This is a genomic window from Micromonospora sp. DT233, assembly GCF_049841815.1.
GTDB lineage: Bacteria > Actinomycetota > Actinomycetes > Mycobacteriales > Micromonosporaceae > Micromonospora.
In genome coordinates this window covers 375,435-389,681 of the sequence record NZ_JBNCLB010000002.1, presented here as the reverse complement: position 1 = coordinate 389,681, position 14,247 = coordinate 375,435, and the positions used below count along the sequence as shown (strand labels likewise).

The following is a 14,247-nucleotide window of genomic DNA, read 5'->3' as shown; positions in this document are numbered from 1 at the left end:
CCGCCCACCTCGGTCGCCGGATGCGGGACATCGCGGCTTCCGGGCGGGCCGTAAGCCCCAACAGGGCGTCACGGCGGGCACCGCGTCGGCCTCCCGGTCTAGCGTGTACGCCGTGACTGACCTGGTGATCGGCGCGGACGGGCTGGCCCGTTGCGCGTGGGGGGCGAGCACCCCGGACTACGCCGTCTACCACGACCACGAGTGGGGGCGGCAACTGCGCGGCGACGACGCGCTCTACGAGCGGATGACCCTGGAGGCGTTCCAGTCCGGCCTGTCCTGGCTGACCATCCTGCGCAAGCGCCCCGCCTTCCGGTCGGCGTTCGGCGACTTCCACCTGGAGACCGTGGCCGGCTACGGCGAGGCCGACGTGGCCCGGCTGCTGGCCGACGCCGGCATCGTCCGCAACCGGGCCAAGATCGAGGCGGCCATCGCCAACGCGCGGGCCGCCCTGGAGCTGCCCGACGGGCTCTCCGCCCTGCTCTGGTCCTACGCGCCGACGCCCCGGGCCGCCCGGCCGGAGTCGTTCGCCCACGTGCCGGCGCTGACCCCGGAGTCCACGGCGATGGCCAAGGCGCTCAAGAAGCGCGGGTTCCGGTTCGTCGGCCCGACCACGGCGTACGCCCTGATGCAGGCCACCGGGATGGTCGACGATCACCTGGCCGGCTGCCACCGCAGCACGGCGCGGCCGGCGTGATGGGATGGCAGACATGACCGACACGGATCGCCGCGTGAGCGGCACGATCGACGCCCGGGGTTCCGCCGGGCGGGCTGACGGTGCCTGGGCCGTGCTCCTGTCGCCGGAGCGGTACGAGGCCGAGCGGCTCGTCCACCACGACACGCTGGAGCTGACCGGGCTGGACGCCCCGCCCGGCACGGTCGCCTCGGGTGGGCCCGACTCACCCGCCGCAGCGCAGCCCGGGGCGGTCCCGCCCCTCGGGCCCCGGCCGGGTGATCCGGTGGCGGTGCTGGCCGAGGGGCCGCTGCGGCTGGTGGCCCTGGGCCGGGTCGCCCGGCCCACCGCCGAGCGCGGCGACGACCCGGACGACCCCCAGTCCGAGCCGGTCGACGCCGCGCTGGTGGTCGCGTACACCCGACGGGTCTTCGACGAGCCGGCGCCGGCCGAGGAGCTGACCCTGGACGGGCCGGTCACCGCGCTGCCCGCCGACGCCTACCGGGAGCTGGTGGAGCGGCTCGGCCCCCCGCCGGCCCGCCGCACCTGGCTGGTCAGCCTGGACCTGCCGATCGAGGCCCCGACCCGGGCCGAGGCGGTCCGGCTGTTCTGGGCGTACGTGCGGGACCTGGGGCCCCGCGAGCTGCCGGCGTTCGTCTCGCCCTACGGCGACGAGCTGGCCATGCAGGCGTTCGTGCTCGGCGCCGAGGCCAACCAGGACCCGGAGGAGGACGACTAACCCCGGACCGGCCGGGTAACGAGCGCTCGGGACGGCCGGCACCGACGCCGGCTCCCGGGAGGGGCCGATGCGTTTCCAGGACAGGGTCGTCTTCGTCACCGGGGGCGCCTCCGGGCTCGGCGAGGCCACCGCCCGGCGGTTCGCCGCCGAGGGGGCCCGGGTCGCCATCGCCGACATCAACGCCGACGGGGCCCGGCGGGTGGCCGGCGAGCTGCCCGATGCGCTGGCGCTCATCGTCGACACCGGGGACCCCAGCGCGGTCGAGCAGGGCATCTCGGACACCATGCAGCGCTACGGCCGGCTCGACGTGGTCTTCAACAACGCCGGCATCGACGGCCAGCAGCAACCGCTGCACGAGATGGACGTGGACAACTGGAACCGGGTCCGCCGGATCAACGGCGACGGGGTCTTCCACGTGCTGAAGTACGGCATCGAGGCGATGCTGCACGGCGGTGGCGGCGCGGTAATCAACACCTCGTCGATCGCCGGCCTGTCGGCCCAGGAGAACATCGCCCCGTACACCTTCACCAAGGCCGGCATCGTCGGCCTGACCCGCTCGGCCGCCCTGGAGTACGCGGCGCGCGGCATCCGGGTCAACGCGATCGCCCCGACGGTGGTGACCACTGCGCTGGTGGATCACTTCATCGCCAACATGCCGGACCCGGCGCAGACGCGCGCGCAGCTGGATTCGTTCAACCCGAAGCCGGGCATCCCCACCCCGGACGACATCGCCGGGGTGGTGCTCTTCCTCGCCTCGGACGACGCGGCCTGGATCACCGGCCACACCCTGCCGATCGACGGCGGCTACCTGACCCGCTGACCCACCGGCCCGCCGTCGGACACCGCGACGCCGCAGCCGACCCGCGCCCGAGTCCGCCGGCCCTCGGCCCGGGGCGGCTCAGCGCCCCTCGAAGACCGGCTTCTGCTTGTTGACGAAGGCCATGGTGGCGGCCCGGTGGTCGGCGGTGGCCCCACAGATCGACTGGGCCTGCCCCTCGGCGGCCAGGGCGTCGGCGAGGGTGCCGGCGTCGGCGACGGAGAGCTGCCGCTTGATCGCCCCGTACGCGATGGTGGGGCCGGCGGCGAGCCGGGCGGCCAGCTCCTGAGCGGTGGGCAGCACCTGCTCGTCGTCGTCGACCAGCCGGGTGAGCAGCCCCAGCCGGTGGGCCTCCGCGCTGCTCACCGGCTCGGCCAGCATCAGCAGCTCGACGGCCTTGGCGTGACCGACGAGCCGGGGCAGCGTCCAGGAGGCGCCGGTGTCGGCGGCGAGCCCGACGCCGGCGAAGGCCATCAGGAAGCGGGTCTTCGGCCCGCCGACGCGGAAGTCGGCCAGGAAGGCCAGCGACGCACCGGCCCCGGCGGCCATGCCGCGCACGGCGGCGACCACCGGTTTGGGCAGGTTGGCCAGCCGGGCCGCGATCGGGTTGTAGTGCGTCGCCACGGTGGCCAGCGGGTCCGACCCGGCCGACTGGAGGGTCTGCACGTGCTCGCGGAGGTCCTGGCCGGCGCTGAACGACCCGCCGGCCCCGGCCAGCACCACCGCCCGGCAGCTGCGGTCGGACTCCAGCTCGGCCAGGCTGTCGCGCAGCGCCTCCTTGAGCGCCACGTCGAGCGCGTTCATCGCCGCCGGACGGTTCAGCGTCAGGGTGACGACGGCGTCGGTGCGGTCGACGAGCAGCGGCTCGGTCACGATCTAACGACCCTTCTGTCGGGCGGTGCGGTGGGTGGCGTCGAGGCAGAGCTCGACGTACCGGTCGGCGGCCGGGCGCAGCCGGGCGGCGTGCCGGTCGAAGAAGCTCGCCGCGGCGGTGCCCGGCCAGCGCTCGGGCAGCAGCGCCGGGGGCAGTTGCGGGTCCCGGAACAGGAACGTACGCCACGCGTGCACGAGCCGGAACCGGGAGGCGTACGCCTCCTCGTCGTCGCTGCGGGTGGTCACCTTGGCCAGCAGTGGGCGCTGCACGGCGACGAAGCGCTCGTAGGCCCGGCCGATCTCGGTGAGGTCCCAGGCCCGCCGGACCAGCCCCATCGCGCCCGGGGTGCCGGCGGCGTGCGCTGCGGTGAACCGTTCGTACCGCACGCCCGCCTCGTCCAGCAGCAGGTCGACGTCCTCGCCGGGCCGGGTGGCCACCCAGGTCTGTTCGTCGAGGGTGCCGTAGCCGAGGAAGCTCAGCGTCGCGGCGAGCCGCTGCCGCTCCCGGCGCGAGGAAGGGGCCGACAGGACGATCAGATCGAACCGTCCGTCCCAACCGACCCGGCCGGTCCGGTAGATCCGGGCCGCCGCCTCGTCGAGTCGGCGGGCCGCTTTCGGCGTGATCGAATATCCCGGCCCGGAGGCCAGGCGCAGCGGGTCGAGCCAGCCCTGGCGGACCATCCGGCTGACGGCCGTGCGGACCGCCGGGGGTGCTATCCCCAGCGGTGCCAGCAGCTTGACCAGGGCGGCGACCGGTGCGCGGCCACCCCGGGGGCGGAGGTGGTCGCCGTAGAGGTCGAAGAGTGCCGACCGTGCCTGCATGACCGCACATTGTGACAGGCCTTCTCGGGATATGCTAGGCGCTGTTACATCAATACCTCTTCGGTTTGGGTCCGACGGTGTTCATCAGGGAAAATCGTTGGTCGGTACCGCCGCGCAGGCGCGGTGGGTGTTGGCGAAGAGGCTGTGGGGCAACCCACCGACCCTGGTGCAGGTCTGAGGGGAGACAACATGGCGGCGATGAAGCCGCGGACCGGCGACGGTCCGCTGGAAGTCACCAAGGAGGGCCGGGGCATCGTCATGCGGGTCCCGCTGGAGGGCGGTGGCCGGCTCGTCGTCGAGATGACTCCCGACGAGGCCAACGCGCTCGGTGACGCACTGAAGGCGGCCGCCGGCTGAGGCGAACGAACGGTTCGCCCGGCGGTTGCCGGGCGGACGATCCACCCGACCCTGAGTCACCGGCGGAGCCGGTGGCTCAGGGTCTTCACCTTCGGTGCGGGCGTCGGCCCGTGCTCCGATCGTCCTGGAGGTCGTTGCAGCGTGCTTGCCATCCGTCTGGTCAGCGGGGCCGAGCGGCCCGAGGCCCTGGCCGTGCCCATCCGCCCCGCCCCGGCGGGCGAGGCCGCAGGCGCCGACGGCGCGGCCACGCCGCCGGCCGACCTGCCGGCCCTCGGTGACGGCGTGCTGGCCGAGGCGGCCGCCCTGGTCCGGCCGGCGCGGGCCACCGGCCGGGCCGGCGAGGTGCACGTCCACCTGCGGCCGGCGGGCACCCCCACCCGGCTGCTGCTGGCCGGGATCGGCGCTGGCGACGAGCCCGGCTGGCGGTCGGCGGGGGCGGCGTTGGCGCGCGCGGCGGCGAGTGAGACACATCTCACGATCGTGCTGCCGGGCGACGCGCCGGCCGAGGCGATGCGCGGCCTGGCCGAGGGGCTGCTGCTGGCCGCCTACCGGTACCGGCTCACCGAGGCCGGCGAGGCACCCGCCCTGACCGGCGTCGACGTGGTGGCGGCCGACCCGTCCCGCTACGCCGACGCGCTGACCCGCGCCGAGGTCACCGCGCGGATGACCCACCTGGCCCGGGACCTCACCAACGCCCCGTCTTCGGTGAAGACCCCGCAGTGGTTCGCCGAGCAGGTCGAGGCGGCCGTGGCCGACCGACCCGACCTGCACCTGCGGGTGCGGGAGCCCGCCGAGCTGGCCGCCGAGGGCTTCGGTGGCATCCTCGCCGTCGGGGGCGGCTCGGCCAGCGGGCCCCGCCTGGTGGAGCTGGACTGGCGGCCGGCCGGCGCGCGTACCCATGTGGTGCTGGTCGGCAAGGGGATCACCTTCGACACGGGCGGCATCTCGATCAAGCCGGTGTCGGCGATGAAGCTGATGCGCAAGGACATGGCCGGGGCCGCCGCCGTGGTCGCCGCCACCCTGGGCGCCGCGGCGCTGCGGCTGCCGGTCCGGATCACCACCCTGGCGCCGCTGGCGGAGAACGCGGTCAGCGGCGCGGCGTTCCGCCCCGGCGACGTCGTCACCCACTACGGCGGCCTGACCAGCGAGACCACCAACTCCGACGCCGAGGGGCGGCTGGTGCTGGCCGACGCGCTGGCGTACGCCGTCGCCGAGCTCAAGCCCGACCTGCTGATCGACCTGGCGACCCTCACCGGTGCGAACGCGGTGGCGCTCGGCAAGCGCACCGGTGCCCTGTACTCGGACAACGACGAGCTGGCCGCCGACCTGCTGGCGGCGATCGACGCGGCCGGCGAGGCCGCCTGGCGGATGCCGCTGCCGGCCGACTACGTCGAGCACCTGGGCAGCGAGGTCGCCGACCTGTACAGCGCCCCCAGCCAGGGGGCCGGGTCGGTGGTGGCCGCGCTCTACCTGCGCGAGTTCACCGGCGACCTGCGGCAACGCTGGCTGCACGTCGACATGTCCGCGCCGTCCTGGGCGGACGGGGACGCCGGCGAGCTGACCCGGGGCGCGACCGGCTGGGGCGTGCGAGGCCTGCTGCGCTGGCTGGCGACCGTCGACTGACGCCCGTCGGCCCGGCGGCCGTCGCGCGGCCGGGCCGCCGCAGGGTTCAGAGGCTCAGCACTTGACGGCGGCGAGCAGGCCGTGACCGACCGGCAACAGCGCCGGCGTCCAGTGCTCCGACTCCCGGATCGCCTTGAGGGTCTCCCGACTGGTGACCGTCTCCACGTCCCGGGCGGCCGGGTCGCCGATGCGGCCGTCGGCGAGGCTGCCGTGCAGGGCGAGCACCCCGCCGGGGCGCAGCAGCCGCAGCGCCGCGTCCACGCAGGAGCTGAAGCTGGTCGCCTCGGTGTCGACGAAGACCAGGTCGTACGCGCCGTCGGCGAGCCGGGGCAGCACGTCCAGCGCCCGGCCGGTGATGATCCGGGTACGCCCGGCGGCGAAGCCCGCCTCGGTGAAGATCCGGCGGGCGATGCGCTGGTGCTCCACCTCCAGGTCGATGGTGGTGAGGACGCCGTCGGGGCGCATGCCGCGCAGCAGCCACACCCCGCTGACGCCGGTGCCGGTGCCGATCTCCACGACCGCGCGGGCGCTGCCGGCGGCGGCGAGCAGCCGCAGCGCCGCGCCGGTGCCCGGGGTGACCGCGTCGAGGCCCACCTCGTGGGCGAGGCTGCGGGCGGTCCGCAGCACGAGATCCTCGGTGACGTACGACTCGGCGAACTGCAACGCCTGGTTCGTCGGAGTGCCGGAACTGGCGGCCGTGGCGATGGGGCACCTCCGTCAGGGGCGGGCTGGGCGGTATGAGCCTAGAGGTGAGCAGGGACGCACGCAGCCGCGAGTCCGGTGCCGGACGATCTTCGTCGACCCTAGGGTGGGGAGGTGTCGCCGAGCTGTCACGGGCGGCAACGCTGACGGCACTCGCGGCGTTCGTGTAATCCTGGATGGGGTGTCCCGCGACGTCGGGACCGGCCAGCCGTGCCGGTCCGCCGGACGGGGGAGCCGGTGACGACTGGGAGGCCTACGTGACCGACGGCTGGGACTGGCGCCGGCCCGGGGGAGCTCCGACGCCGGCGGGGCCGCCGACGTCCGGGGGGACGCCGGCCGGAGCAGCGGCGGCGTCCGACGCCGCCCGGGGCGGTCCGCCCGCCTCCCCGTGGTGGTCCGACGCGCTCGCCGACCCGTGGCGGGACCCACGGGCCCCCTCGGCGGTGGTCGTGCCCGGCCCGGTGCCGGGGCCGGACGTCGAACCGGAGCAGGTCACCGACCCGGACGCGCCGGGCGGCCGGCCCCGGCTGCGCCAACTGCTGCTGATTCCACTGATCACCGCGCTGCTGGCCGGCACCCTGGGCGGGGCCCTCGGATACACCTTCGCGGTGCGCGGCGGTGTCACCGGCTCGACGATGCTCGGCGCCGCCCCCGCCGACCCGCCCGCGCTGGCCCAGCGCAAGCCGGAGTCGCTGGCCGGGGTCGCCGAGCGGGTCCTGCCGAGCGTGGTGACCGTCCGGATGGCCGGGCTGGGCGGGACGAGCGAGGGCTCCGGCTTCATCGTCAGCGCAGCCGGCCACGTGGTCACCAACGACCACGTCGTGGCCGGTGGCACCGGCAAGGCCACGGTGCTCTTCAACGACGGCAGCAGCGCCCCGGCCACCGTGGTCGGCCGGGACCCGGAGTCCGACATCGCGGTGATCAAGACGTCCCGCTCGGGGCTGCGGCCGGTGGAGTTCGGCGACTCCGAGGCCCTGGCGGTCGGCGACCCGGTGCTGGCCGTCGGCTCGCCGCTGTCGCTGGCCAACACCGTGACCGCCGGCATCGTCAGTGCCCTGGACCGGACGATGCAGGCCGGTGAGCCGGGCGGCCCCACCCGCTACTACGCGGCGATCCAGACCGACGCCGCGGTCAACCACGGCAACTCCGGTGGCCCGCTGGTGGACGCCGCCGGCCGGGTGATCGGGGTGAACTCGACGATCAAGTCGCTGGTCGCCGACGGGCAGGAGGCCGGCAACATCGGGCTCGCCTTCGCCATCCCGATCAACCAGGCGAAACGGGTCACCCAGGAGATCATCGGCACCGGCAAGGCCCGCCGTACGGTCATCGGGGCGCAGGTCGGCGGTGCCGGCCCGGCGAACGCCGGGGCGGGCGGCGTACGGCTGGCGGTGGTGGAGCCGTCGGGCCCGGCGGCCGAGGCGGGGCTGAAGGCGGGCGACGTCATCCTGCGGCTCGACGGCCACCCGATGACCGACCCGACCGATCTGATCGCCCTGGTCCGCAAGTTCGCCCCGGGGGCGGTGGTGACCGTGGAGTACCGGCGTGGGTCGAATCGGCAGAACGCCTCGGTGACCCTCGCCGCCGACGCCAAGTGAGCACCCCGCGCCCCTCCCGGTCGGGCGTGGCAGGTGCGTAGTCTTGCTCTGACGCCGACGAGGAGGCCCAGCAGTGTTCGAGAACCTCAACTGGTGGGAGATCGTTGCCCTCTTGCTCCTGGCGCTGTTGATCTTCGGTGAGCGGCTGCCCAACGTGATCAGCGACGGGCTGCGGATGGTCCGCAACCTGCGCGCCATGGCCCGCAACGCCACCGGCGACCTCAGCCGCGAGCTCGGCACCGACATCCAGCTCGAGGATCTGCACCCGAAGGCGTTCATCCGCAAGCACCTGCTCAGCGAGGAAGACGAGCAGGCGATCCGCAAGCCACTCCAGGGCGTCTACGACAACCTGCGGGCCGACGTCACGGGCGTGCACGACGAGCTCAAGGACGTGGCCGCCGCTGCCGACCTGCGGACGAAGACCTCCGGCGGCACCGCGCCGGCCCCGCGCGCCGCCAGCTACGACGACGCGACCTGACCCGCTGCCGACCGGCCTACGGGCGGGTGGGCCGGCGGCCGGGCCTCAGCGGTGGCCCGGCGGCCGGCGGTCGGCGGGTGGCCGGGCCTCAGCGGCCGGCGGGCTTGAGGCCGAGCGGCTTGCCGAGCAGCGACTCGCGCCGCACCGCCAGCCGGTCGGCGACCTCGCCCAGGGCCCGCGCGGCCGGGGAGTCCGGCGCGGCCAGCACGATCGGGTTCCCGGCGTCGCCGGCCTCCCGGACCCGGGTGTCCAACGGGATCTGCCCCAGCAGTGGCACCTGCGCGCCGATCGTGCGGGTCAGCGACTCGGCGACCGCCGCGCCGCCGCCGGAGCCGAAGATCTCCATCCGGGTGCCGTCGGGCAGCTCCAGCCAGGACATGTTCTCGACCACGCCGACGATGCGCTGGTGGGTCTGCAACGCGATCGCGCCGGCCCGCTCGGCCACCTCGGCGGCCGCGGCCTGCGGGGTGGTCACCACCAGGATCTCGGCGTTGGGGAGCAGTTGGGCCAGCGAGATGGCCACGTCACCGGTGCCCGGCGGCAGGTCGAGCAGGAGCACGTCCAGCTCGCCCCAGTAGACGTCGGCGAGGAACTGCTGCAACGCCCGGTGCAGCATCGGACCGCGCCAGACCACGGCGGCGTTGCCGGCGGTGAACATGCCGATCGAGATGACCTTCACGCCGTGCGACTGCGGCGGCATGATCATGTCCTCGACGCGGGTGGGACGGCCGTCCGCGCCGAGCATCCGGGGCACCGAGTGGCCGTAGATGTCGGCGTCCACCACGCCCACGGAGAGGCCCCGGGCGGCCAGCGCGGCGGCCAGGTTGACCGTGACGCTGGACTTGCCGACGCCGCCCTTGCCGCTGGCGACCGCGTAGACCCGGGTACGGGAGCCGGGCTGGGCGAAGGGGATCACCGGCTCCTCGGTGGCGCCACCGCCGCGCAGCTTGGACTGCAGGCCCTGGCGCTGCTCGGGGCTCATCACCCCGAACTCGATCTCGACGCCGGTCACCCCGGGCACCGCGCCGACGGCGGCGGTGATGTCGCTGCGCAGCTTGTCCTTCAGCGGACAGCCGGCCACGGTGAGCAGCAGCTCGACCCGGACCACGCCGTCGTCGCCGACCAGGGCTGCGCGGACCATGCCGAGGTCGGTGATGGGCCGGCGGATCTCCGGGTCGTCGACGGTGGCCAGGGCTGCCTGGACGGCGTCCGCGACGGTGCTGACGGGTGCTGACATGCCCGCAATGCTACGTCGAAGCGATCACGCGCCGACCGACGGCGGACCCGGTGTGAGCGAATCGATGACCGACCGGCGGGTTGCTCAGCGCTCCCGGCCCGGCTCCGACCGGCCGCCACCGGGGGCCGGTCCCTCCGGGGTGCGGCCCCGGGCGAAGTCGCCGTCCAACTCGTCGAGCGGTTCGTCGAGCGGTCTGCCCCCGCCCTCCCCGCCGCCCGGAGGCCGCCCGCCGCCGCCCGCACCAGCACCGCCGCCGCCCGCCGCGTCGCCGGGCGTGTCGTCTGCTCCGCGCGGGGCCGGCCGCTCCTGCTGGCGGCGTTCCAGCCGCTGCCGGCGCTGGGCGGCATCGTCCAGCTCCTCGGCCAGCCGGGCCAGCTCCGAGCGGAGGAAGTCCCGGGTGGCCACCTCGCCGAGCGCGATCCGCAGGGCGGCGACCTCCCGGGCCAGATACTCGGTGTCCGCCTTCTGCATCGTGGCCCGACGCCGGTCCTCCTCCAGCGCCACCCGGTCCCGGTCCGTCTGCCGGTTCTGCGCCAGCAGGATCAGCGGCGCCGCGTAGGAGGCCTGCAAGGACAGCAGCAGGGTCAGGAACGTGAAGGTGTACGGGTCGAAGCGCAGGTCCGCCGGGGCCAGGGTGTTCCAGACGAACCAGGCCGCGATCAGCACCGTCATGTAGACGATGAAGTTGGCGGTGCCCATGCCCCGCGCGATCCCCTCGGACCACCGGCCGAACGCCTCCGCGTCGAACCGGGGCAGCTTCACCCCCCGGGGCTCGCGCGGCTGGTCGAGCCGTTCGGTGCGGCGCTGCTCACTCATCGGCGTGGCCCGGCGACCCGTCGGCGGCGGCCGCGGCGGCCTCGGCGGCGACCTCGGCGTCGCGGTCCCGCCAGTCCCGGGGCAGCGAGTGGTCCAGCACGTCGTCCACGGTGACCGCGCCGACCAGCCGGTTGGTCCGGTCCACCACGGGCATCCCGACCAGGTCGTAGGTGGCCATCCGGCGCATGATCTCCGGCAGCGGGGTGGTCGGGCGCAGCGGGTCGATGTCGTTGACCACCACCCCGCCGAGCAGGTCGGCCGGGGGCTCGCGGAGCAGCCGCTGGAAGTGCACCATGCCCAGGTACCGGCCGGTCGGGGTGGTCATCGGCGCGCGGGTCACGAAGACCTGCGCGGCCACCGCCGGGGAGAGATGGTCCTCCCGGATGCGGGCCAGCGCCTCGGCGACCGTGGCGTCCGGGGGCAGGATGACCGGCTCCGAGGTCATCACGCTGCCGGCGGTGCCGGAGCTGTATTTCAGCAGTTGGCGCACCGGGTCGGCCTCGTCGGGCTCCATCAGGTCGAGCAGCACGTCCTGCTCCGGCGGGGGCAGCTCGTTGAGCAGGTCGGCGGCGTCGTCCGGGTCCATCTCCTCCAGCACGTCGGCGGCCCGCTCCCGGTCCAGCGCGGCGAGGATCTCCACCTGGTCGTGCTCGGGCAGCTCGCTGAGCACGTCGGCCAGCCGCTCGTTGTCCAGCGCCGCCGCCAGCTCGTTGCGCCGCGCGTCGGGCAGGTCCTGCAGGGCGTTGGCCAGGTCGGCCGGGCGCATGTCCTCCAGCACGGCCAGCAGGTTCGCCGTGCCCCGGTTCTCGCCGATGCCGCTGAGGCCGCGCACCCGGTCCCACTCGACCTGGTGCAGGTGGCCGCGCCGGGTGAGCCGGCCGGTGTGCTCGCGTACGGCGACCCGGGTCAGCGACCACTCGCCGCCCCGGCTGTGCTCCATCGCCACGTCGACCACCGCGCCCGGCTGGCCGCCCGGCTCCAACTGCACCCGCCGGTCCAGCAGCTCCTGGAGCACCAGCAGCTCGTTGGGGCGCTTGGAGAACCGGCGCAGGTTGAGCGTGCCGCTGCCGAGGACCACCGCGTCGGGGTCGATGGTGGTGATCCGGTTGATGGACAGGAAGATCCGTCGGCGCATCGGCATCTCCGCGACCAACCCCACCACCTCGGGCGGGCGTTGGGTCGGCCGGATCCGGGCGACGGCGTCGCGCACCCGACCCACCTGGTCGCCGTTCGGGTCGAAGACGGCGACTCCGGCGAGTCGGGCGATGTAGACCCGGTTCGGCGTGCTCACGGACACCAGCCTAAGCGCCTACTGTTTATCAACATGTCGACCTTGGCCTACGAGATCGTGGACGTCTTCACCGATCGGCCCTTCGCCGGCAATCCGCTGGCGGTGGTCTTCGGTGCCGAAGGACTGGCCACCGAGCAGATGCAGTCGTTGGCGTTGGAGTTCAACCTCTCCGAGACGGTGTTCGTGCTGCCGCCCACGCGGGTCGGGGTCACCTACCGGGCGCGGATCTTCACCCCCACCGACGAGCTGCCCTTCGCCGGGCACCCCAGCGTCGGCGCGGCGGTGACGGCGAGCCGGCGCGGCCTGTTCGGGGTGGGGCAGGTCACCCAGGAGTGCGGTGCCGGCGTGCTGCCGATCGAGGTGACCGCCTCGGGGGCCACCCTGACCGGCGGCGCACCCACCCTGGGCCCCGAGTTGGACCTGGAGCCACTGCTGGAGATGGTGGGCCTCGACGCCGCCGACCACGTCGGCCCGCCGCCCCGGGTGGCCGGCTGCGGGCTGGAGTTCCCGTTCCTGCCGGTGCGGCCGGACGCGGTGGCCCGCGCCCGGTTGCACGCGGCGGCGGCGGAGCGGTACGGGATCGAGCACGTCAGCGTGTTCTCCTGGGACGCCGACGCGCAAACCGCGCACGCCCGGGTCTTCGTGCCCGGTCACGGCGTCCCGGAGGACCCGGCGACCGGTTCGGCCGCCCTGGGGCTCGGCGTCTGGCTGGTCGCCAGCGGCCTGCTCCCGGGCGACGGCCGCGCCGAGTACGCCGTCCGGCAGGGTGCCGAGATCGACCGCCCGTCCTTCCTGGCCTGCACGGTCACCGCGATCGACGGCACCGCGATCGGCGCGACGGTGACCGGTCACGTGGTGGCGGTGGCCCGGGGCGAGATCGCGGTGCCGCCGTTCGTCGGCTGAGGCCCGGCGGCGGGGGCGAGGTGTCGAAGGCGGGCATGGGGATGCCGCAGGTGGCAGGGATGAGGGAGGATGCCGGGGTGACTGACGAGGCGGACGGGCGGGTCGCCACGCCCCTGGTCGACGAGGCGGTGAAGAAGGCCGCCGTCGCCTGGGTGGCCGTCGCGGGCGGTCCCGCGCGGGCGCTGTGGTGCGTGCCGGCGGACGGGACGCTGCTGGTGGTGAGCGGCCCCGGCGAGCAGGCCGCACCCGGCCTCGCGGAGGCGGCCGAGGCGCAGGTCACGCTGCGCGGCGACCACGGCGGGCGGATCGTCACCTGGCCGGCGAGGGTGACCCGGTTGGCCCCGGACGGCGAGGAGTGGGCGGCCCTGGCCCCCACGGTGGCCGGCAAGCGGCTCAACGCCTCCGGCCCCACGGCCGACCTGGTGCGACGCTGGGCCACGGACGGGTGCGCGCTGGTCCGGCTCACCCCCGCCGGTGAGTCGACCGCCGGCGACCGGTTGCCCGACGGCTCGCTGGCGGAGGAGCCCCGGCAGACCCCGGCGGTCCGGGTCACCCGCCGGCCGTTCCGACTGCACCGGGTCCGCCGCCGCTGACCGCACCGGCCGGCGTCCCGGCCTCGCAGCCCGCGCGCACCAGGTCGAGCACGCCGTCCAGGGAGCGCAGCGCCGGCCCGGTCCAGTCCGGCTCGGCGTTGAAGACCAGGTGCTCGGCGAGGTCCGGGGCGGCCAGCCGGACCGCCGTCATGCCCGCCCGCTGCGCGCCCGTGAGCTCCTGGCTGCCGCCGTCGCCGACGTAGAGGCAGGCGTCCGGGGGGAGCCCGAGCTGCCGGCAGGCGGCCAGGTAGAGGGCCCGGTCGGGCTTGCAGCGCCCAACCTGCACGGAGAAGACCAGCACGTCGAGCAGCGGGGCCACGGCGAGCTGTGGCAGGAACGCCGGCAGCTCGTGGGTGCAGTCGCTGACCAGGCCGGTGCGCACGCCGCGCCGCTTCAGCGCCGTCAGCACCGGCACCGCCTCGTCGCGCAGCCGGGTGTCCGACCGCACGGCCCGGTGCCGGGAGGTCACGGCCGCGCGCAGCGCGCTCTCCGGCGGGTGTACGCCGGCCTGGTCGCACACCCAGCGCAGGGTCGCCTCGGCGTCGCCTAACCGGCCGCTGGCCCGCTGGTAGTAGCTGCGGTCGAGCACGTCGGCCAGGGCGTCGACGGGGCAGCCGATCAGGTCGGCGGTGGACTGGTGGGCGGGGCCGCGCTGCACCGGCCGGGTGAGCGTGCCGAAGAAGTCGAAGAGCACCGCCGCGAAGGCGGGCATGGGAACACCTCCGGGCGTC

The 14,247-nt window shown here is 74.9% G+C and carries 16 protein-coding genes; 9 read left to right on the top strand and 7 right to left on the bottom strand.

Annotation, left to right across the window (positions count from 1 at the left end; genetic code table 11):
• The first annotated feature begins 112 nt into the window (after positions 1-112).
• From ACLQ2V_RS05955 to ACLQ2V_RS05945, 3 genes are all read left to right on the top strand, one after another.
• Positions 113-694 carry a DNA-3-methyladenine glycosylase I gene (locus ACLQ2V_RS05955; protein WP_425717343.1) on the top strand — a complete coding sequence of 194 codons (582 nt, stop codon included), beginning with the start codon at positions 113-115 and terminating at the stop codon, positions 692-694.
• 13 nt (positions 695-707) lie between these two features.
• A complete protein-coding gene (locus ACLQ2V_RS05950) occupies positions 708-1,409 on the top strand; it encodes a hypothetical protein (RefSeq protein ID WP_425717342.1) in 702 nt (233 codons plus the stop codon).
• Between the two features lie 67 nt (positions 1,410-1,476).
• Positions 1,477-2,229 carry an SDR family NAD(P)-dependent oxidoreductase gene (locus ACLQ2V_RS05945; protein WP_425717341.1) on the top strand — a complete coding sequence of 251 codons (753 nt, stop codon included), beginning with the start codon at positions 1,477-1,479 and terminating at the stop codon, positions 2,227-2,229.
• Positions 2,230-2,307: 78 nt separating this feature from the next.
• Here ACLQ2V_RS05945 and ACLQ2V_RS05940 read toward each other — a convergent pair whose 3' ends face one another.
• Together ACLQ2V_RS05940 and ACLQ2V_RS05935 are read right to left on the bottom strand one after the other, a co-directional pair.
• Positions 2,308-3,099 carry an enoyl-CoA hydratase/isomerase family protein gene (locus ACLQ2V_RS05940; RefSeq protein ID WP_425717340.1) on the bottom strand — a complete coding sequence of 264 codons (792 nt, stop codon included), beginning with the start codon at positions 3,097-3,099 and terminating at the stop codon, positions 2,308-2,310.
• Between the two features lie 3 nt (positions 3,100-3,102).
• Entirely contained in the window at positions 3,103-3,921 is an 819-nt protein-coding gene (locus ACLQ2V_RS05935; RefSeq protein ID WP_425717339.1) for a PaaX family transcriptional regulator C-terminal domain-containing protein, read from the bottom strand.
• Between the two features lie 189 nt (positions 3,922-4,110).
• On the opposite strand from ACLQ2V_RS05935, the gene ACLQ2V_RS05930 reads away from it, so the two are divergent.
• Entirely contained in the window at positions 4,111-4,278 is a 168-nt protein-coding gene (locus ACLQ2V_RS05930; protein ID WP_007455245.1) for a DUF3117 domain-containing protein, read from the top strand.
• A gap of 141 nt (positions 4,279-4,419) precedes the next feature.
• Positions 4,420-5,901, top strand: a complete 1,482-nt coding sequence (locus ACLQ2V_RS05925; protein ID WP_425717338.1) for a leucyl aminopeptidase family protein — start codon at positions 4,420-4,422, stop codon at positions 5,899-5,901.
• A 54-nt stretch (positions 5,902-5,955) separates the two neighbouring features.
• Here ACLQ2V_RS05925 and ACLQ2V_RS05920 read toward each other — a convergent pair whose 3' ends face one another.
• Positions 5,956-6,564, bottom strand: a complete 609-nt coding sequence (locus ACLQ2V_RS05920; protein ID WP_425717337.1) for an O-methyltransferase — start codon at positions 6,562-6,564, stop codon at positions 5,956-5,958.
• Positions 6,565-6,860: 296 nt separating this feature from the next.
• On the opposite strand from ACLQ2V_RS05920, the gene ACLQ2V_RS05915 reads away from it, so the two are divergent.
• Positions 6,861-8,198, top strand: a complete 1,338-nt coding sequence (locus ACLQ2V_RS05915) for a S1C family serine protease (protein ID WP_425717336.1) — start codon at positions 6,861-6,863, stop codon at positions 8,196-8,198.
• Positions 8,199-8,271: 73 nt separating this feature from the next.
• Positions 8,272-8,676: a preprotein translocase subunit TatB gene (locus ACLQ2V_RS05910; RefSeq protein WP_425717335.1), complete on the top strand. Its 405-nt coding sequence runs from the start codon at positions 8,272-8,274 to the stop codon at positions 8,674-8,676.
• Positions 8,677-8,764: 88 nt separating this feature from the next.
• On the opposite strand, the gene ACLQ2V_RS05905 is transcribed toward ACLQ2V_RS05910, so the two are convergent.
• The 3 genes from ACLQ2V_RS05905 to ACLQ2V_RS05895 form a co-directional block, all read right to left on the bottom strand.
• The gene (locus ACLQ2V_RS05905; RefSeq protein WP_425717334.1) at positions 8,765-9,913 is read right to left on the bottom strand and encodes an Mrp/NBP35 family ATP-binding protein; all 1,149 of its coding nucleotides are present in this window, start codon (positions 9,911-9,913) and stop codon (positions 8,765-8,767) included.
• An 84-nt stretch (positions 9,914-9,997) separates the two neighbouring features.
• Entirely contained in the window at positions 9,998-10,729 is a 732-nt protein-coding gene (locus tag ACLQ2V_RS05900; RefSeq protein ID WP_425717333.1) for a DUF1003 domain-containing protein, read from the bottom strand.
• Positions 10,722-12,020 (bottom strand): magnesium transporter MgtE N-terminal domain-containing protein, encoded by a 1,299-nt coding sequence (locus ACLQ2V_RS05895; RefSeq protein ID WP_425717332.1) that lies wholly within the window; start codon positions 12,018-12,020, stop codon positions 10,722-10,724. The genes ACLQ2V_RS05900 and ACLQ2V_RS05895 overlap by 8 nt, the downstream gene beginning before the upstream one ends.
• Positions 12,021-12,053: 33 nt before the next feature.
• Between ACLQ2V_RS05895 and ACLQ2V_RS05890 the strand changes: the two genes are divergently transcribed.
• Positions 12,054-12,923, top strand: a complete 870-nt coding sequence (locus ACLQ2V_RS05890) for a PhzF family phenazine biosynthesis protein (protein ID WP_425717331.1) — start codon at positions 12,054-12,056, stop codon at positions 12,921-12,923.
• A 59-nt stretch (positions 12,924-12,982) separates the two neighbouring features.
• The gene (locus ACLQ2V_RS05885; protein ID WP_425717330.1) at positions 12,983-13,516 is read left to right on the top strand and encodes a hypothetical protein; all 534 of its coding nucleotides are present in this window, start codon (positions 12,983-12,985) and stop codon (positions 13,514-13,516) included.
• Here ACLQ2V_RS05885 and ACLQ2V_RS05880 read toward each other — a convergent pair.
• A complete protein-coding gene (locus tag ACLQ2V_RS05880; protein WP_425717329.1) occupies positions 13,473-14,228 on the bottom strand; it encodes an HAD family hydrolase in 756 nt (251 codons plus the stop codon). The two genes, ACLQ2V_RS05885 and ACLQ2V_RS05880, sit on opposite strands and share 44 nt — an antisense overlap.
• Positions 14,229-14,247: the final 19 nt, after the last annotated feature.

What these genes read in the sequence shown, in the direction of transcription:
- ACLQ2V_RS05880 (WP_425717329.1), bottom strand. Translation starts at nt 14,228, where the DNA reads ATGCCCGCCTTCGCGGCGGTGCTCTTCGACTTCTTCGGCACGCTCACC.
- ACLQ2V_RS05905 (WP_425717334.1), bottom strand. Translation starts at nt 9,913, where the DNA reads ATGTCAGCACCCGTCAGCACCGTCGCGGACGCCGTCCAGGCAGCCCTG.
- ACLQ2V_RS05930 (WP_007455245.1), top strand. Translation starts at nt 4,111, where the DNA reads ATGGCGGCGATGAAGCCGCGGACCGGCGACGGTCCGCTGGAAGTCACC.
- ACLQ2V_RS05950 (WP_425717342.1), top strand. Translation starts at nt 708, where the DNA reads ATGACCGACACGGATCGCCGCGTGAGCGGCACGATCGACGCCCGGGGT.
- ACLQ2V_RS05900 (WP_425717333.1), bottom strand. Translation starts at nt 10,729, where the DNA reads ATGAGTGAGCAGCGCCGCACCGAACGGCTCGACCAGCCGCGCGAGCCC.
- ACLQ2V_RS05935 (WP_425717339.1), bottom strand. Translation starts at nt 3,921, where the DNA reads ATGCAGGCACGGTCGGCACTCTTCGACCTCTACGGCGACCACCTCCGC.
- ACLQ2V_RS05885 (WP_425717330.1), top strand. Translation starts at nt 12,983, where the DNA reads ATGAGGGAGGATGCCGGGGTGACTGACGAGGCGGACGGGCGGGTCGCC.
- ACLQ2V_RS05945 (WP_425717341.1), top strand. Translation starts at nt 1,477, where the DNA reads ATGCGTTTCCAGGACAGGGTCGTCTTCGTCACCGGGGGCGCCTCCGGG.
- ACLQ2V_RS05890 (WP_425717331.1), top strand. Translation starts at nt 12,054, where the DNA reads ATGTCGACCTTGGCCTACGAGATCGTGGACGTCTTCACCGATCGGCCC.